Consider the following 19,598-nt stretch of genomic DNA (forward strand, 5'->3'; position numbering starts at 1 on the left):
ATGGACGAGATCACCCGCACCGTGCACGACGGCCAGGCGGTGCCGCTGTCGTATGCGCAGGAGCAGCTGTGCTTCCTGCAGAAGCTCGAGCCCGGGCTCACGGCCTACAACCTGCCGCGCGTGTTCCGGCTGACCGGCGCGCTCGACGCCGATGCGCTGGCGCGCGCGTTCCAGGCGGTCGTTGCGCGCCACGCGATCCTGCGCACGCACTTCGTCGAGCACGACGGCGTGCCGATGCAGGTGGTGCAGGCCGAGGTGCCGTTCGCGCTGGAGCGCATCGACCTTTCGGACCAGGGCGCCGACGCGCAGCAAGCCGCGGTCGATGCGCTCGTGCGCCGCACCGCGACGCATGTGTTCGACCTGGGCCGCGCGCCCGCATTGGTCGCACGACTCGCGAAGTTGGCCGACGACCGGCATGTGCTGGCCGTCTGCCTGCACCACATCGTGTCCGACGCCTGGTCGAACCCGATCCTGGCGCGCGACCTTGGCGCGGCCTACGCGCTGGCGCTGCGCAGCGACGGCCCGGTGCAGCTGCCGCCGCTGCCTGTGCAGTACGCCGACTTCGCCGTGTGGCAGCGTGCCCGCGTGCAGGGCGGGGCGCTCGCGCCGCAGCTCGCGCACTGGAACCGCCACCTCGGCGACGAGGTGCCCTCGCTCGACCTGCCGACCGACCGCGCGCGCCCCGCGCAGCAGACCTTCGCCGGCACCGCGCTCGGCTTCGAGCTGCCGCCGGCCCTGGCGGCAGCGCTGCAGACCTTCTGCCGCGCCGAACGCTGCACGCCGTTCGTGGTGCTGCTCGCGGCCTGGCAGGTGCTGCTGTCGCGCTGCAGCGGGCAGGACGATTTCGCCATCGGCGTGCCCAACGCGGGGCGCCACCGCGAAGAGGTGCAGGACCTGCTGGGCTTCTTCATCACCACGCAGGTGTTCCGCGCGCGGCTCGCGCCCCGGCGCACGCTGCGCGAGGTGTGCCGGCAGGTGCGCACCGACGCGCTGGCCGCACTCGACCATGCCGACCTGCCGCTCGAGGTGCTGCTGGCCAGCCGCAAGGACCGCCGCGATCCCGCGCGCAGCCCGCTGTTCCAGTCCATGTTCGGCGTGCAGATGGCCGGTGAGGCCGTCGCGCTCGACTTCGCGGGCGTGCGCGCCGAGCTGGAAGAGTTCGACGATGCGGGCGCCAAGTTCGACCTGTCGCTGGACTTCTACATCGACCCGCACGGCGTGCGCGGCCGGCTCGAATACAACACCGACCTGTTCGACGCCACGACCGCGCAGCGCCTGGTGCGCGCCTACCAGCGCGTGCTGCAGGCGATGTCGGACGACCCCGATCGCGTGCTCGCGAACCTCGTGCTCACCGATGCGGACGACGAGGCGCGGCTGCGTGCGTGGAGCGAGAACCTGACGCACCGCCCCTACACGCAGCCCGTGCACCGACTGATCGAAGCGCAGGCGCGCGAGCGGCCCGAGGTGGTCGCGCTGGTGTTCGGCGACACGGTGCTGCGCTATGGCGAACTCGACACGCGCGCCAACGCGCTGGCCCACCGCCTGATCGGCCTCGGTGTGCGGCCCGACATGCCCGTGGGCATCGCCGCCGAGCGCAGCCTCGAGATGGTCGTGGGGCTGCTGGCGATCCTGAAGGCCGGCGGCGCCTATGTGCCCATCGACCCCGAGCTGCCGCGCGAACGCATCGCCTACATGCTGGAAGACAGCGGGGTGACGCTGCTGCTCACGCAGTCGCACCTGCGCGAGGCGCTGCCGGTGGCGGCGCATGTGCAAATGCTGGCGCTGGATGCGCTCGACCTGTCGGCCGAATCCACCGCGTGCCCGCAGGTCGCACTGCATGGCGAAAACCTCGCCTACGTGATCTTCACCTCGGGCTCCACGGGCCGCCCCAAAGGCGCGGCCAACCGCCACAACGCGCTGTACAACCGCCTGGCCTGGATGCAGGACGCCTACGCGTTGAACGAGGGCGATGCCGTGCTGCAGAAGACGCCGTTCGGTTTCGACGTGTCGGTGTGGGAGTTCTTCTGGCCGCTGATGCAGGGCGCGCGCCTCGTCGTCGCTGCGCCTGGCGATCACCGCGAGCCGGCACGCCTGGTCGAGCTGATCCGCACGCACGGCGTGACCACGCTGCATTTCGTGCCCTCGATGCTGCAGGCTTTCCTGGCGCACGACGGCATCGAGGCCTGCACCAGCCTGCGGCGCATCGTCTGCAGCGGCGAGGCGCTGCCCGCCGAGGCGCAGGCGAAGGTGTTCGAGCGCCTGCCGGGCGCGGGGCTGTACAACCTCTACGGCCCGACCGAGGCGGCCATCGACGTGACGCACTGGACCTGCCGCGCCGACGGGCTGAACCACGTCGCCATCGGCCGCCCCATCGCGGGCTGCAAGACCTACGTGCTCGATGCGGGCCTGAACCCGGTGCCGTCGGGCGTGGGCGGCGAGCTGTACCTGGGCGGCATCGGCCTGGCGCGCGGCTACCTGCACCGGCTGGGCCTCACGGCCGAGCGCTTTGTCGCCGACCCCTTCAGCGACGCCGGCGAGCGGCTGTACCGCACGGGCGACCTCGTGCGCTGGCGCGACGACGGCCAGCTGGCCTACCTGGGCCGCATCGACCACCAGGTGAAGGTGCGGGGCTTTCGCATCGAGCTCGGCGAGATCGAGGCGCAGCTGCTGGCACAACCGCAGGTGCGCGAGGCCGTGGTGGTGGCCGACGAAGGACCGGGTGGCACGCGGTTGATCGGCTACGTGTCGCCGCAGCCCGGTGCGGCGGTGGACGTGGCCGTGCTCAAGGCGCGCCTGGCCGAGGTGCTGCCCGAGTACATGGTGCCGTCGCTGCTGTGCGTGCTGCCGGCCCTGCCGCTCAACGCCAACGGCAAGATCGACCGCAAGTCGCTGCCCAAGCCCGAACGCAGCGAGGCGCAGGCCTACGAGGCGCCCGAGGGCGTGGTCGAACAGGCGCTCGCCACGGTCTGGGCCGAGGTGCTCGGCCTTCCGCGCGTGGGCCGGCAGGACAACTTCTTCGAACTCGGCGGCGATTCGATCCTGAGCCTGCAGATCGTGTCGCGGCTGCGCACGGCGGGCTGGAAGCTCACGCCGCGCCAGATGTTCGAGCGGCAGACCGTGGCCGGGCAAGCGGTGGTGGCCGAGCCCGTGGGCGCAGCGCTGCAAGCCGAGCAGGCAGCCGCCGAAGGCGAGGTGACGCTGCTGCCGTTCCAGGCTGCGTTCTTCGAGGCCGACATGCCCGAGCGTCACCACTGGAACCAGTCGCTGCTGCTGCAAGGCCGCGAGCCGCTGGCGGTGCCCGCGCTCGAAGCCGCGCTGGCGGCCGTGGTGCAGCACCACGATGCTTTTCGCCTGCGCTTCCATCAGGCAAGCGATGGCCGCTGGCGACAGGTCTACGAAGCGTTGCCGGCGCGCTGGCGCGAGGAATGGCTCTGGGTGCGCGATGCAGCGAACCCCGCGCAGATCGCCGCGCTGTGCGACGAGGCGCAGCGCAGCCTCGACCTCGCGCACGGGCCGCTGCTGCGCCCGCTGGTCATCCGCCTGCCCGGCGGCGACTGGCGCCTGCTGCTGGCGGCGCACCACCTCGTGGTCGATGGCGTGTCGTGGCGCATCGTGCTCGACGACCTGGCCACTGCGTACGCGCAGTGCCGCGATGGCCACCCGGTCGTGCTGCCGCCGAAGAGCGCCAGCTTGCAAGCCTGGGCACGTTCGTTGCAGGGCGAGGCTGCCGCGATGGATGGCGAACTAGCGCACTGGCAGGCCTTCGCCGACGTGCCGGTCGCGCTGCCCTGCGCGCGGCCCGAGGGCGCGAACACCGTGGCGCGCCGCGCCAGCATCGCGTGGCAGCTCGACCGCGCGCGCACGCAGGCGCTGCTCAAGGCGGCACCGGCTGCCTACCGCACGCAGGTCAACGACCTGCTGCTCACGGCGCTCGGGCGCGCGCTGTGCGGCTGGAGCGGGCACGCGCAGCTCGCGATCCTGCTCGAAGGCCACGGCCGCGAAGACGTCCTCCCGGCGCAGAAGGCACTCGACCTGTCGCGCACCACGGGCTGGTTCACCAGCCTGTTCCCCGTGCGGCTCGATCCGCTGGGCGCGTGGGGCGACGCGATCAAGCGTGTGAAGGAAGACCTGCGCCGCGTGCCGCAACGCGGGCTCGGCCATGGCGTGCTGAGGCACCTGGGCACGGACGCACAGCAGCAGGCGCTGCGCGCGTTGCCGCGTCCGCAGCTGGTCTTCAACTACCTGGGGCAGGTCGATGGTGCGGCCGAGGCCGCGTGGTCGCTCGCGCCCGAAGACGCGGGCGAGCCCGTCGCGGCGAGCGCGCCGCTGCTGCACGAGTTCAGCGTCAACGCGCAGGTGCGCGACGGTGCGTTGCAACTGACGGTGGACTTCAGCGCGGCGCGGCATGCGCAGGAGGACGTGCAGGGCTGGGTGAACCGCTTCGGCGACGAGCTCGAAGCGCTGATTGCGCACTGCACCTCGGGCGCTTCCGGTGTCACGCCGTCGGACTTCCCGCTGGCCGGGCTCGACGCCGCGCAGCTCGACGCGCTGCCGCTGCCCGTGGCACACCTCGAAGACCTCTATCCGCTGTCGCCGATGCAGTCGGGCATGCTGTTCCACAGCCTGGTCGATGCGCAGGGCGAGGCCTACGTCAACCAGCTGTGCATGGACATCGACGGCCTCGATGCCGAGCGCTTCCGCGCCGCATGGCAGCGGGTGCTGGCACGCCACGAGATCCTGCGCAGCGGCTTCCTGGCTGACGGCGCCACGCCGCTGCAATGGGTGGTGCGCGCCGCCGAGATGCCGTGGGCCGTGCAAGACCTGCGCGAGAGCGTCGACGTGCCAGGTGCACTGGCGCGGCTGGCCGCGTCGCAGCGTGCGAGCGGCTTCGACCTCGTGCGCCCGCCGTTGATGCGCATCGCGCTGGCCCGCACGCAGGCGCAGCGGCACCACCTTGTCTGGACCTACCACCACCTGCTGCTCGACGGCTGGAGCGTGGCGCAGTTGCTGGCCGAGGTACTGCGCAGCTACGCGGGGCAGGCCGGCGAGCCCGCGCCGGGGCGCTTCCGCGACCACATCGCGTGGCTTGCAACGCGCGACGCGCAGGCCGGCGAGGCGCACTGGCGCAGCGTGCTGGCCGGTGTGGAAGAACCGACGCGCCTTGCCACGGCGCTGGTGCCGCCCGTTGCACCGCGTCCCGGCAAGGCCCGCCAGCGCCTGGCCTTCGACACCGAAACCACGCGCAGCCTGCGCGAAGCCGCGCGCGCCGCGCACGTCACGCTGAACACGTTTGTGCAGGCCGCCTGGGCGCTGCTGCTGAGCCAGCGCACGCGCACCGGCACTGTCGTGTTCGGCGCCACCGTCGCCGGCCGCAGCACTGAGATGCCGGGCGCCGAACGCATGCTGGGCCTGTTCATCAACACGCTGCCCGTGGTCGCGCACCTGCGGCCCGGCCAGCCCGTGGGCGACTGGCTGCGCGAACTGCAGGCGGCGCAGGTCGCGTCGCGCGAACACGAGCACACGCCGCTGCACGAGATCCAGGCCTGGGCCGGGCTGGGCGGGCAGGGCCTGTTCGACACGCTGGTGGTGTTCGAGAACTACCCGGTGGATGCGGCCTTGCGAGGCGACGCTGCGGCCGGCCTGAGCTTCGGCGCGGTGCATACGAAGGAAGAAACCTCGTACCCGCTCACGTTGATGGTGCACGACGATGCGGCGCTGCACATCGACCTCGTGCATGCGCTCGACGCGTGCGACGAGGCGCAGGCCGCAGTGCTCGTGGGCCAGTTGCGTGCGGCGCTGCTGGCGCTGGCCGGCGGTACGGCGCAGGCCGTGGGCCAGCTGACGCTGGCCGATGCGGCCGAGCGTGAGCGGTTGTCGTCATGGTCGCGTGGTGCATTCGCACCGCAGGCGGTCGTGTCCGTCCACCACCTCATCGAACAACAGGCGAAGGCGAACCCCGATGCACTGGCACTCGTCACGGCCGAGCATCGCCTCACCTACGCCGCACTCAATCGCCTCGCCAACCGCTGGGCGCACCGGCTGATCGCACAGGGCGTGCGGCCCGACATGCCGGTCGCGATCGCCGTCGATCGCTCGGCCGAAACCGTCGTCGGCCTGCTCGCCGTGCTCAAGGCCGGCGGCGCGTACGTGCCGCTCGACCCGGCGTTCCCGCCCGAGCGGCTGGCCTACATGGTCGAGGACAGCGGTGCTTCGCTGCTGCTCACGCGCCGCGCGTTGATGCCCCGTTTGCCCGACGCAGCGAGCGTGCAGCGGCTGGCCTTCGACCTCGACGCGGCCGACGACGGCATGGCCGCCTGGCCCGACCACGACCCGGCGGTGCCGGTGCATGGCGAACAGCTGGCCTATGTGCTCTACACCTCGGGCTCCACCGGTCGCCCCAAGGGCGTGGCGATGCGCCACGACGCGGTGGCGCGCCTCATCGCGTGGCAGCTGCAACGCCTGCCGGGCGCGAGCCGCACGCTGCTGTTCGCGTCGCCGTGCTTCGACGTGGCGTTCCAGGAAATGGTCAGCGGGCTGGCCGGCGGCGGCTGCCTCGTGCAGACCACCGACGCGCAGCGGCTCGACCTCGATGCGCTCGAGGCGTTGGTGCACGGAGAAGGCGTCGAACGCATGTTCCTCACCTTCTCGGTGCTGCAGCATTTCGCCGAGCAGTCGCTGGCCTCGGGCCGTCGGCTGCCGGCGCTGCGCCAGGTCGTCACGGCGGGCGAGCAGCTCAAGCGCACGCCCGCGCTGGCCGAGTGGCTGGCGCGCGAATCGCAGTGCCGGCTCATCAACCAGTACGGGCCGACCGAGACGCACGTGGTGAGCGAGTTCGTGCTCGACGCCGCGGGCGATGAAGACCTGCCGCCCATCGGCACACCGGCATCGAGCGCACGCCTGCATGTGCTCGATGCGCAACTGAACCCCGTGCCCGTCGGCGTGGCCGGCGAGCTGTGTGTCGGCGCCGAGGTGCTGGCGCGCGGCTACTTGCGCCGGGCCGGCCTGACGGCGCAGCGCTTCGTCGCCGATCCGTTCGATGGGCATGGCGGGCGGCTCTACCGCACCGGCGACCTCGTGCGCTGGCGCGATGACGGCCAGCTCGAGTACCTCGGCCGGCTCGACCACCAGGTGAAGGTGCGGGGCTTCCGCATCGAACTCGGCGAGGTCGAGGCGCAGCTGCTCGCGCAGCCCGGCGTGCGACAAGCGCTGGTGCTGGCGCAGGAAGGACCGGGTGGCGCGCGGTTGGTGGCCTATGCGGCCGGCGCCGAAGGCCAGCCGCTGCGCCCCGCGGCGCTGCGTGCGGGGCTGGCGGCGGCGTTGCCTGACTACATGGTGCCGAGCGTCATCGTCGCGATGCCGCAGGGGCTGCCGCTGAACGCCAACGGCAAGGTCGACCGGCAGGCGCTGCCACCGCCTGAGGCCGCGGAAGAGCGCGCCCATGTGCCGCCGCAGGGCGCCACCGAAACCGCGCTGGCCGGCCTCTGGGCCCAGGTGCTGGGGCTGTCGCGCGTGGGGCGCGGCGACAACTTCTTCGAGCTCGGTGGGCATTCGCTCGCGGTGCTCAAGCTGCGGCAGCAGGTCAAGGCGCAGATGGGCATCGACCTGCCGCTGCAGCGCTACTTCGAACTGCCCGACCTGGCGGCGTGCGCACAGGCGCTCGACGCGCAAGGGCCGGCGCAGGCGCAGCAGGCCGCGCAGGCCGAGAGCGATCTCGATCGCATGGATGCATTGTTGGAAAGTCTGGGGGGTTGAGTGAGCAGTAGCGAACGCAGTAGGGCCATCGCCCAACGGCTGGCGGGTTTGCCGCCGGCGCGGCAGAAGGAATTCATCGCCGCGTTGCGTGCGCAGGGCATCGACTTCGGCCGCCTGCCGATCGTGCCCGACCCGGTCGCCGTGCCCGGTGCGCCGCGGCCCGCCTCGTACGCGCAGGCGCGCCAGTGGTTCCTCTGGCAGATGGACCCCGAAAGCACCGCGCAGCACATCACGGCCGCGCTCACGTTGCACGGCGCGCTCGACGGTGCGGCGCTGCGCGCGAGCCTGCAGGCGCTGGTGGCGCGGCATCCGTCGCTGCGCACGCGCTTCGGCGTGAGCGACGACGGCGTGCCGCAGCAGACGGTTTCGCCCGAGGCGGTGCTCGACCTGCGCGAAGCCGATCTGCGCGCCCACCCCGCGCAGGTGCGCGACGAGGCTGCGCGCCTCGTGCGCACGCCCTTCGACCTGTCGCGCGGCCCGCTGCTGCGCGTGGGCCTGCTGCGCACCGGCGAGACCGCGCACCTGCTGGTGCTGGTGATGCACCACATCGTGTCCGACGGCTGGTCGATGCAGCTTCTGGTCGACGACTTCGGCGCGCTGTACCAGGCGCACCGTCAAGGGAACGACGCCGCCGTGTCGCCCGCGCCCGCCCTGCAGTACGCCGACTACGCCGCCTGGCAGCGCCACTGGCTCGAAGCAGGCGAGGGCGAACGCCAGCTCGCCTACTGGACCGAACGCCTGGGTGGCGAGCAGCCGCTGCTGCAACTGCCCGCCGACCGCGCGCGTCCGCCGCAGGGGCCGTACCTGGCCGTACGCCACCGGCTCGACCTGCCGGGCGAACTGGCACAGGCGCTGCGCCGCCGCGCGAACGCCGAAGGCGCAACGCTCTTCATGGTGCTGCTGGCCGGCTTCCAGGCGCTGCTGCACCGCTACACGGGGCAGGGCGACATCCGGCTCGGCGTGCCCGTGGCCAACCGCGACCGGCCCGAGACGGCCGGCATCCTCGGCCTGTTCGTCAACACGCAGGTGCTGCGCGCCGAACTGGCCGGCCACACCACGCTGGCCCAGGCGCTGGCGCAGGCGCGCGAAGCGGCGCTGGGCGCGCAGGCGCACCAGGACCTGCCGTTCGAACAGCTGGTCGAGGCGCTGCAGCCCGAGCGCAGCCTGAGCCACCCGCCGCTGTTCCAGGTGATCTTCAACCACCGGCAGCAGGACCTGGGCGCGCTCGACCGGCTCGAAGGCCTGCGCATCGAAGCCTGCGAACTCGACGAGCAGGCGGCGCCCTTCGAACTCGCGCTCGACACGCTGGAGCAGGCCGACGGTACGCTCGGCCTGAGCTTCACGTACGCCCGCGCGATCTTCGAGCCCGTGACCATCGAACGCATGGCTGCGCACTACGTCGCGGTGCTGCGCCAGCTGGTCGACGACCCCACGCGCACGTTGCGCGAGGTGGCGCTACTCGGTCCGCAGGAGCACGCCCAGCTGCGTGAATGGGGCGAGGGCCGGGACACGGCCTGGGACGAGGTGCCCGTGCACCACCTCGTCGAGCGCCAGGCCGCGCTGCGGCCCGAGGCCACGGCGCTGATCGTCGATGGCGTGCCGATGAGTTTTCGCGAGTTCGACATGCGCGCCAACAGGCTCGCGCACGCACTCATCGCGCAGGGCGTGCAGCCCGAGGACCGCATCGGCCTCGCGGTGGAACGTTCGCCCGAGATGGTGGTGGCGCTGCTCGGCGTGCTGAAAGCGGGCGCGGCCTACGTGCCGCTCGACCCCGACTACCCGCCCGACCGGCTCGATTTCATGGCGGCCGACAGCGGCGTGCGGCTGCTGCTCACGCAGGCGCGTGTGCGCGAGCGGCTGGGCGCGTCGATGCAGGCGCTGCCCGCGCTGCTGCTCGACGGCGGTGTGCTCGACCGTGGCCCCGACGGTGCACCCGATGTCGCGGTGCATCCCGAGCACCTGGCCTATGTGATCTACACCTCGGGCTCCACCGGCCAGCCCAAGGGCGTGGCCGTGGCGCATGGCCCGTTGAGCATGCACATCCAGACCATCGGTCGCGCCTACGGCATGACGCCCGAAGACCGCGAGCTGCAGTTCGCATCGATCAACTTCGACGGTGCGCACGAGCGCATCTGGACGCCGCTGGCCTTCGGCGCCACGCTGATGCCGCGCAGCCAGGAGCTGTGGACCGTGCACCGCAGCCGCGAAGAGATGCGGCGCCACGGCATCACGGTCGCCTGCTTCACGCCGGGCTACCTGCAGCAGATGGCCGACGAACTCGGCGAGGACGGGCGCGTGCCCACGCTGCGCTCGTACACCGTCGGCGGCGAGGCCATGGGCCGCGTGGCCTGCGAGCGCGTGATGCAGACGCTGCAGCCGCCGCGCCTCATCAACGGCTACGGCCCGACCGAGACGGTGATCACGCCGACCATCGCCAAGGCCTATGCCGGCACCGCCTTCGACGCGGCCTACCTGCCCATCGGCGCGCCCGTGGGCGACCGCCGCGCCGTGGTGCTCGACACCGACATGAACCTGGTGCCGCCCGGAATGGCCGGCGAGCTGTACCTGGGCGGCTCGGGGCTGGCGCGCGGCTACCTGAACCGCGCCGGCCTGAGCGCCGAACGCTTCGTGGCCGACCCTTTCGACACGGAGGGTGGGCGCCTGTACCGCACCGGCGACCTCGTGCGCTGGCGCGCCGACGGGCAGCTCGAGTACCTGGGGCGGCTGGACCACCAGGTGAAGGTGCGGGGTTTCCGCATCGAGCTCGGCGAGGTCGAGGCGCGGCTGCGCGCGCAGCCCGGCGTGCGCGAGGCCGTGGTGGTTGCGCGCGAGCGTGCGGGCGGTGCGTTGCTGCTGGCCTACGTGTCGAGCCTCGACGCGCAACGCCCGGTCGAGGCCTTCACGCTGCGCGACGGGCTGGCGCAGGTGCTGCCCGAGTACATGGTGCCGTCGGCGATCACGGTGCTCGCGGCGCTGCCGTTGAACGCCAACGGCAAGGTCGACCGCGCCGCGCTGCCCGAACCCGTGTTCGCCGCCGCAGCCGACACCTGGGAAGCGCCGCAAGGTGCGGCCGAGGAGGCGATGGCGGCCGTGTGGGCCGAGGTGCTCGGCGCGCCGCGCGTGGGCCGCAACGACAACTTCTTCGAACTCGGCGGCCATTCGCTGCTGGCCATGCAGCTGCTCGAGCGGCTGCGCCGGCAGGGCTTCGGCGCGCAGGTGCGCACGCTGTTCCAGAACCCGCGCTTCGCCGACTTCGCGCGCGCCACGCTGGAGGCCGGCGCCTCGCCGCGCCCGGCGCCTGTGGTGCCCGACAACGCGATCCCCGACGGCTGCACACGGCTCACGCCGCAGATGCTGCCGCTGGTGACGCTCGACGACGCGCAGCTGCGCCGCATCGAAGCCGCCGTGCCAGGCGGCGCGGCCAACATCCAGGACATCTACCCGCTCGCGCCGCTGCAGGAAGGCCTGCTGTTCCATCACCTGATGCAGGCCGAGGGCGACGTCTACGTGCAGTCGCTGCAGATGCGCTTCGACAACGAAGCGCGGTTGAACGCGTTCATGGACTGCCTGAACCGCGTCATCGCGCGTCACGACATGCTGCGCACCGCCGTGCTGTGGGAAGGGCTGGCGGAGCCGGTGCAGGTGGTGCACCGTCATGCGCCCGCCGAGATCGAATGGCTGCCGGTCGACGCCGCCGCGGGCGATGTTGCCGCGCAACTCGAAGCGCATGTGCGCCCCGGCCACTACCGCCTCGACGTGCGCCGCGCGCCCATGCTGCGCGCCATCGCCGCGCACGACGCGGCGGGCGGCGGCTGGCTGTTGCAGCTGCCGAGCCACCACCTGGCGCTCGACCATGTCTCGCGCGACCTGCTGGTCGAGGAGATCACGCTGCTGCTGCAAGGCCGCGCCGACGCGCTGCCCCCACCCGTGCCATTCCGCAGCTTCGTCGCGCAGGCACGGCTCGGGGCCGACGTGGCCGAGCAGGAGGCGTTCTTCCGCCGCATGCTCGGCGACGTGCGAGAGCCGACCGCGCCCTTCGACCTGTTCGATGCGCGCGGCGACGGCACGGCCGTGGAAGAAGCACACCTCGAACTCGACGCGGCGCTGGCGCAGGCCGTGCGCACGCAGGCGCAGCGCAGCGGCGTGAGCGCGGCCACGCTGTTCCACCTGGCGTGGGCGCTGGTGCTGGCCAAGACCACGGGCAAGGACGACGTGGTGTTCGGCACCGTGCTGTTCGGCCGGCTCGCAGGCGGCGAGGGCGCGGGGCGCGCGCTCGGCATGATGATCAACACGCTGCCGCTGCGCGTGACGCTGGGTCGCAGCCATGCACTGGCCTGCGTGCGCCAGACGCACGCCGCGCTGGCCGGCCTGCTGCACCACGAGCACGCGAGCCTGTCGCTCGCGCAGCGCTGCAGCGCGGTGCCCAAGGGCACGCCGCTGTTTTCGACGCTGCTGAACTACCGCTATGTGGCGCAGGCGCCCGAGGCGGGTGCCGATGCCGGCGGCTGGGAAGGCATCGAGACGCTCGGCGCGCAGGAGCGCTCGAACTACGCCTTCGCGCTGTCGGTGAACGAACGCGCCGACGGCTTCGCGCTGACCGCGCAGGTCGATGCGGCGGTCGGTGCCGCGCGCGTGTGCCAGTACATGCACGACGCGGTGCGCCGCGTGGCGGACGATCTCGCTCAGGCGGCCATGCACCCGGTCGTCGCCTTCGACCTGTACACGGCCGACGAGGCGCAGCGCCTGCAGGCCTGGGGCGCGAACACGCCGTCTTACCAGCACACCGCGCCGGTGCATGTGCTGGTGGCACGGCAGGCCGCGCTGCGGCCCGAGGCCACGGCGCTGATCTTCGGCGACCGCACGTTGAGCTACGCGGCGTTGGAGGCGCGCGCCAACCGGCTGGCGCACCACCTTGTGCGCGTGGGCGTGCGGCCCGAAGTGCGCGTGGGCCTCGCGGTGCGACGTTCGGCCGACATGGTCGTGGCGCTGCTCGCGATCCTGAAGGCCGGCGGCGCCTACGTGCCGCTCGACCCAGCGTATCCGCCGCAGCGGCTGGCCTACATGGTGGAAGACAGCGGCGTCGCGCTGCTGCTGGCCGACGACGCCGTGGTGCTGGACCGCATCGGCCTGCCCGGTGTGAAGGCGCTGAGGCTCGACACGCTCGACCTGTCGGGCGGCCCCTCGCACGACCCCGGCGTGGCGGTGCACCGCGAGCACCTGGCCTACGTGATCTACACCTCGGGCTCGACCGGCAAGCCCAAGGGCGTGGCGGTGGCGCACGGGCCGTTGGCCATGCACGTGCAGTCGATTGGCGAGGCCTACGGCATGACGCCGGAGGACCGCGAGCTGCAGTTCGCATCGATCAACTTCGACGGCGCGCACGAGCGCACCTGGGTGCCGCTGGCCTTCGGCGCGGCGTTGATGCCGCGCGACGAAGAGGTCTGGCCGGTGGAGCGAACCTGCGCCGAAATTGCCCGCCACGGCATCACGATTGCCTGCTTCACGCCCGGCTACCTGCACCAGATGGCCGAGCTGATGGGCGAGGCTGCGAGCCGGCTGCCGATCCGCTCCTACACCGTGGGCGGCGAGGCGATGCCGCGCACCAGCTTCGCGCTGGTGCAGTCGGTGCTGAAGCCGCCGCGCATCGTCAACGGCTACGGGCCGACCGAGACGGTGATCACGCCGATGATCGCCAAGGCCGCGCCGGGCGAGGGTTTCGACGCGGCCTACATGCCCATCGGCCGCCTCGTCGGCGACCGCACGGCCTACGTGCTCGACGGCGCCATGAACCAGGTGCCGCCCGGCGTGGCCGGCGAGCTGTACCTGGGCGGCGACGGCCTGGCGCGCGGCTACCTGCAGCGCGCGGGCCTGAGCGCGGAACGCTTCGTGGCCGACCCCTTCGGCGCGCCGGGCGGCCGGCTCTACCGCACGGGCGACCTCGTGCGCTGGGAGGCCGACGGGCAGATGGCCTACCTGGGGCGCATCGACCACCAGGTGAAGATCCGCGGCTTTCGCATCGAACTCGGCGAGATCGAGGCGCAGCTGCTGGCGCTGCCGCAGGTGCGCGAGGCCGTGGTCGTCGCCAGCCAGGGCGCGGGCGGCGCGCGGCTGGTGGCGTATGTGTCGCCGCTGGCGGGCGAGCGCATCGAGACAGCGCGGCTGCGTGCCGGCCTCGCGGCGCTGCTGCCCGAGCACATGGTGCCGGCGGCCATCGTCGTGCTCGACACGCTGCCGCTGAACATGAGCGGCAAGGTCGACCGCCATGCGCTGCCGGTGCCGGTGTTTGCCGGGGGTGACGGCTACGACGCGCCGCGCGGCAGCGCCGAGCAGGCGCTCGCGCGCATCTGGTCCGAGGTGCTGGGCGTGGCACGCGTGGGCCGCGACGACAACTTCTTCGAACTCGGCGGCGATTCGCTGCTGAGCCTGAAGGTGATGGCGCAGGCACGGCGCCTGGGCCTGCCGGCGCTCGATCTGAAGCTGCACGACTTCCTGCGCGCGCCGACCATCGCGGGGCTGCTGGGCAGGCGTGCCGAGGCGCCGTCGCTGGTCGCGCTGAATGCCGTGGTGCCGGGCGCGGCGCCGCTGTTCTGCCTGCACGCCGCGCTGGGCACGGTGTACGACTACGCGCCGTTGGCGCGCCGCCTGCAGGGTGTGCGCACCGTGTACGGCCTGCCGTGCCGCATGCTCGCCGACCCCGCGCACCGCGACGTGTCGCTGGCGCGCATGGCCGACGACTACGCCCGCATGGTCCGTGGCGTGCAGCCGCAGGGGCCGTACCACCTGCTGGGCTGGTCGCTCGGCGGCGCGCTCGCGGCGGCCGTGGCCGCGCGGCTCGAGGCCGAAGGGCAGGCCGTGGCGTTCCTCGGCCTGGTCGATCCCTATGTGCCCGAGCCCGACGCGCCCTTGCAGACGGTGGACGACGACGGCCGCCGCGACTTCGCCGACTTCGTTGCCTCGGCCTGGCCGGCGGCACACCTGGCCGGGCTGCTGGACATCGACGACTTCGTCTGCGACGAGGCGACGGTGGCCGCGCTGATCGCCCAGGCGCGTGCCAAGGCGCAGGCCCGTGGCGATGCGCTGGAGATGCCGGCGCACGCGAACCTGCCCGACGACGAGCTGGCCCGCATCTTCCTCGTGAGCCAGCAGCTGAAGGCGATCGAGACCGAGGCGCTCGTGCCGCTGCGATGTCGCGCCGAGTGCTGGTGGATCGCGCGGCGCCCGGCGGCGGACCGCGCCGCGCTCGCGCTGCAGCTGGGGCGGCCGGACCTCGCGAGCGCTGCGGCGCTGGACGAGGACCACCACGCGATCCTGCGCAGCCCGGTGTTGTTGACGCAACTGGTCGAGCGACTGGGCGAGGCCGAGGCCCTCGCGGCCTGAGGCCCGGGCATAAAAAAACGCACGACCCGGAAGCCGGGTCGTGCGTCAAGGGCACCTTCTGCCGGTGCCGCCCTAAGTCAATTCGTTGGTACGTGTCAGAGCTTGTAGCTGAGCTTCAGCCAGGCGTTGCGCGGGTTGCCCTGCGTGTAGCCGTTGTAGGCACCCAGTCCGTTGTAGTAGCGCTTGTCGCCGAGGTTCTCGATGTGCAGCGAGGCGCTCAGGCGGTTGTTGATGTCGTAGCGCGCCATCAGGCCGAACAGCGTCAGGCCGCCTTGCGAGGCGCGGCCCAGTTCGTTGAACTCGTCGTAGTAGATGCCGCTCTGGTAGCTCACGCTGCCGCCGACGGTGAGCTTGCTCCACTCGCCCGGCAGGCGGTAGCTGGTGGCCACTCGGAACAGGCGGCGCGGGTACTGCGGGTTCAGCAGCACGCCGTCGGCGTCGCGCTTGGCGTGGTAGGTGTAGCCCGCGAGCATCTGCAGGCCCGGCAGCACTTCGCCGGCGGCGGTGAGCTCGAAGCCCTTGCTCTTGGCGCCCTGCACCGCGCGGTACGGAATGCCGCCGTCGGGCAGCAGCGAGCCGGCGCCGGTGTCGATCACGGCCAGGTTGGTCTCGCGCGTCTTGAAGATCGCGGCGCTGGTGTTGAGCTTGCCGCCGAAGTGCTCGCCCTTCAGGCCCAGCTCGATGTTCTTGCCGCGCTGCGGTGCGATGAGCGAGTTGTTGCGGTCGCGCACCGTGTTGGGCTGGAAGATGTCGGTGTAGCTGCCGTACAGCGAGAGTTCCTTGCTCACGTCGAACACCACGCCCAGGTAGGGCGTGACCACGCCGTTCTCGCGCATCGAGCTCACGCCGGTGCGCCGCCAGGTGGTCCAGTCGAGCGTGGACGCATCGGACTTGTACCAGGTGCCGCGCGCGCCGACGATGAGCGACAGCGGCTCGGCCAGCTTCAGGCGGGTCGAGGCGTAGATGGCTTTCTCGGTGGTGTTCAGCGGCGCCGTGTACAGCGGGTACGAGAAGGAGGTCGGCTCGGGGAAGCTCTGCAGCTGGTAGAAGTTCAGCGGCCGGCGGTCGATCATGCGCGGCACGGCGCCACGCGTGTAGACCGTGGCGTCGTAGGTGTTGTAGCTCATGCCCACCACGGCCTCGTGCGTCTGGCCGAAGGCCTCGAACGGGCCCTTCAGGTGCACGTCGAGGGCCTTGTTGGCGCCTTCGGCGGGGTTCTCGCGGATGTCGATGGTGGAGGCGCCGGTGCGCGCGTTGATCGCGCGGTAGATGCTCAGGTCGCCCGAGGCGCGCTCGCGCTTGCTCTTGAGGTAGCTGGCGTCCACCTTCAGCTGCCAGCCCGCGCCCAGGCGCTGGTCGAGGTTGGCGAACAGCTTGTCGGAGTACATGTCCCAGTAGCTCCACGGCGCGCTGGAGTTGAACGAGCGCGGCAGGTTGGTGCGCTGGCCGTTGCTGAAGAACAGCGGGCTCTGGCCGTAGTTGGCGCCGTCGATGGCGGTCTTCTGGTGCTCGAAGCCCACCGACAGGCGCGAGCCCGCCGCGAGGTCGACTTCGAGAATGCCGTACAGCGCGTCTTCGCTGCGCTTCTTGTTCTCGATGAAGCTCTTGCCGTCGGTGCGCGAGGCCATGAAGCGCCCGCGCACGGTGCCGTCGGCGTTGAGCGGGCCGCCCACGTCGATCTCCGCGTTGTAGCGGCTCCAGCTGCCGATGCCGCCCGAGATGTGGCCGGCGAATTCGGAGGTCGGGCGCTTGCGCACGAGGTTGATGGCGCCGCCGGGCGAGCCCACGCCGTTGAGCAGGCCGGCCGCGCCACGGATCACCTCGACGCGGTCGTAGAAGGCGGTGCTGATCATGCTCGACTCGCCGGCCACGCTGTTGAAGCCCAGCGTGGGCACGCCGTCGATCATGGTGCTCAGGGCGAAGCCGCGCGAGGAGAAGGTCACGCGCTCGTCGTTGCGGTCGGCCACGATGCCGGGCGTCTGGCGCAGCACGTCCTCGAGGGTGACGAGGTTCTGGTCGTCGATCTGCTGGCGGCCGATGACGCTGACCGACTGCGGCGTCTCCCGCAGCGACAGGTCCATGCGCGTGGCGCCGGCGGCGGCGCGCGTGGTGTACGAGCCCGTGCCTTCGGTGGTGCCGTCGGTGGCGGCCTGCGCGGCCACGGTCACGGCCGGCAGCGTGGACGCGCCGGCCGTGCTCTGGCGCTGGATGGTGACGCGCGTGGGGCCGTTGCGCACCGCCACGAGGCCGCTGCCGGCGAGCAGGCGGTCGAGCGCCTGCTGGAAGCTCAGGCGGCCCGACACGGCCGGTGAGGCCAGGCCCGAGACCACGTCACCGGCGGCGAGCACCTGCACGCCGGTCTGGCGCGACAGCTCGTTGAGCGCGGCGCCCAGCGGCTGGGCGGGGACGTTGATGTCGCGTGCTTGTGCAGCGGCCTGGTCGGCGCCCTGGGCGGCGGCGAGGCCGCTCCAGCTGGCAAGGGCGGTTCCGAAGGCGGCGGCAAGCGCGGCGCTCAGGAGTCGGTGGCGAGGCGAGAAACGCATGGGTGAAGGCTCCAGACAAATAAATCGGTGCGGCATGAAAACGGGGCGCGCCGCAGCCGTCGATCGGATGCGGGGTGCTTCTGGATGTAAGACGTTTGAACTCGAAAAAGAGAGACAGGCCCGTGACAAGGCATCGGCCGCCGCGTCGATGCGGGTCGAAAACGAGCGGGAAAAGGGTGCGAGAAAGGGAGCGGCGCGCCGGCGGGCGCACCCGGGTCAGCGCGCCTGCAGGCGCACGCTGCCGTCGGGCCGGGCCACCGCCACCAGCGGCAGGATGGCCGGCAGCGCGTCGAGCAGGCCGGCCGAGTCGTTGGTGCGAAAGCGCCCCGAGAGCCGCATCGCGTCGATGCGGGCGTCGGCGCCGACGATGGGCGCGCTGCGGTAGCTGTTGACCGCGGCCAGCGCGTCGCCCAGCGGGGTGTTGTCGAACACCAGCCAGCCGTCGCGCCAGGCCGAGAGGGCGGCGGTGTCGGCCTGGCGCACCGGGTCGGCGTGGCCGTCGCGCACCTCGAGCATGTCGCCGGCGCGCAGGTCGACCACTTCGCCGCTGCGTTCGGTGCCGGCGTGGCGCAGCACCTGCACGCGCACATGGCCGTGCTCGACGCCCACGGTGATCGGGCCGCCGCGGTCGCGCACGGTGAAGGCGGTGCCGACGACTTCGATGATCGCCTCGCGCGTGCGCACCACGAAGGGCCGCTCGGCGTCGGGGGCGACGTCGAAGCGGACTTCGCCGCGTGCCATGTCGATCATGCGGCGGCGGCGGTAGAGCGTGACGTCGACGGCGCTCTGGGGCGCCAGGTCGAGGCGGCTGCCGGCCGAGGCATCGGCGGCATCGGCCAGCGTGACCTTGAGCATCCGCGCGTTGGGCGTGCGATACGCGGCCTGGAACACAGGCTGCTGCCAGTACCACTGCACGCCGCGCCCCGCGACCACGCCGGCGCCGAGCAGCCCGGCGACCGACAGCAGCATCTTGCGGCGCGAGGGGTTGCGTGGGGCCGGTGCGGGCACGGGTTCGTCGAAGTGCGCGCGCAGATCGTCGGCCATGCCGCCCAGCGCGTTCCAGCGCTCGCGCGCCTCGCGCACGGCGGCGGCGTGTTCGGGCGAGCGGGTGCGCCACTGGTCGAGCGCGAGCCGGGCGCTGTTGGCGGCCGGGCTCGGCGGCGCGATCTCGTCCTCGACGATGAGCGCGAGCGCGCGTTCGATCAGCCGTTCACGCGGAACGACCGCTGTGGCCGCACGGCTCATGAAAAGTCTTCGGCCAGTGCGGTGTCGAAACCGGCGTGGCTGTTCACCGCCTGCGGCTCGATCAGTTCCTGGCGCAGCTCGGCGAACACGCGCGAGCAGTCGATGGTGGCGCGCAGCAGGTGCTTGGCGACCGCCATCTCGGTGATGCCCAGGCGCTGCGCGATCTCCGCGCGCGAATGGCCGTAGGCGCGGAACAGCAGGAACACCTCGCGCCGGCGCGGCGGCAGCTGTTCCATGGTTTCCACCACGCGGCGCAGCACGCGGTGCTGCGCCACGACGTATTCGGACGAGGGGGCCGTGAGGTGCGTGCCCACGACGGCATGCGAGACGGCCCACTCCTGCGCCACCTTGCGGTGGCGGGCTTCGTCGATGCACAGGTTGCGCGCCACGCGGAACAGCAGGGCGCGCGGCGACTCGATGGCGGCGCCGTCACGCAGGCCGAGGGTGTGCGTGTACACCCGCTCGAAGCTGGACTGCGCGATGTCGGCCGCATGGTGCGGGTCGCGCAGGTCGCGCGTGAGCTGCCGGCGCAAGTCCGCGTAGTGAGACACAAGTTCCTGGACGAGGTCGCGCATCCGGTCGCCTTCTCGCAAGCATCGACAAAGGACCCCTGGGCCGATGGCTGGTGCGCGCCGGTGAACAAGGAGGCGAGGGCGCTGGCTTCGGTGACCCCGGGGATGG

At 72.1% G+C, this 19,598-nt stretch carries 5 protein-coding genes; 2 read left to right on the forward strand and 3 right to left on the reverse strand.

Annotated features, from left to right (window positions below; translation table 11 throughout):
• Both AC1RGU_RS12525 and AC1RGU_RS12530 read left to right on the forward strand, forming a co-directional pair.
• Nucleotides 1-7,752: an amino acid adenylation domain-containing protein gene (locus AC1RGU_RS12525; RefSeq protein WP_492699245.1), complete on the forward strand. Its 7,752-nt coding sequence runs from the start codon at nt 1-3 to the stop codon at nt 7,750-7,752.
• A complete protein-coding gene (locus tag AC1RGU_RS12530; RefSeq protein ID WP_492699246.1) occupies nt 7,753-15,129 on the forward strand; it encodes an amino acid adenylation domain-containing protein in 7,377 nt (2,458 codons plus the stop codon).
• A 95-nt stretch (nt 15,130-15,224) separates the two neighbouring features.
• Here AC1RGU_RS12530 and AC1RGU_RS12535 read toward each other — a convergent pair whose 3' ends face one another.
• From AC1RGU_RS12535 to AC1RGU_RS12545, 3 genes are all read right to left on the reverse strand, one after another.
• The gene (locus AC1RGU_RS12535) at nt 15,225-17,672 is read right to left on the reverse strand and encodes a TonB-dependent siderophore receptor (RefSeq protein WP_492699248.1); all 2,448 of its coding nucleotides are present in this window, start codon (nt 17,670-17,672) and stop codon (nt 15,225-15,227) included.
• 216 nt (nt 17,673-17,888) lie between these two features.
• The gene (locus tag AC1RGU_RS12540; protein WP_307637846.1) at nt 17,889-18,917 is read right to left on the reverse strand and encodes a FecR family protein; all 1,029 of its coding nucleotides are present in this window, start codon (nt 18,915-18,917) and stop codon (nt 17,889-17,891) included.
• Nucleotides 18,914-19,492 carry an RNA polymerase sigma factor gene (locus AC1RGU_RS12545; protein ID WP_159275880.1) on the reverse strand — a complete coding sequence of 193 codons (579 nt, stop codon included), beginning with the start codon at nt 19,490-19,492 and terminating at the stop codon, nt 18,914-18,916. The genes AC1RGU_RS12540 and AC1RGU_RS12545 overlap by 4 nt, the downstream gene beginning before the upstream one ends.
• Nucleotides 19,493-19,598 lie beyond the last annotated feature (106 nt).

The organism is Variovorax sp. GW823-FHT02B07 (assembly GCF_058797695.1).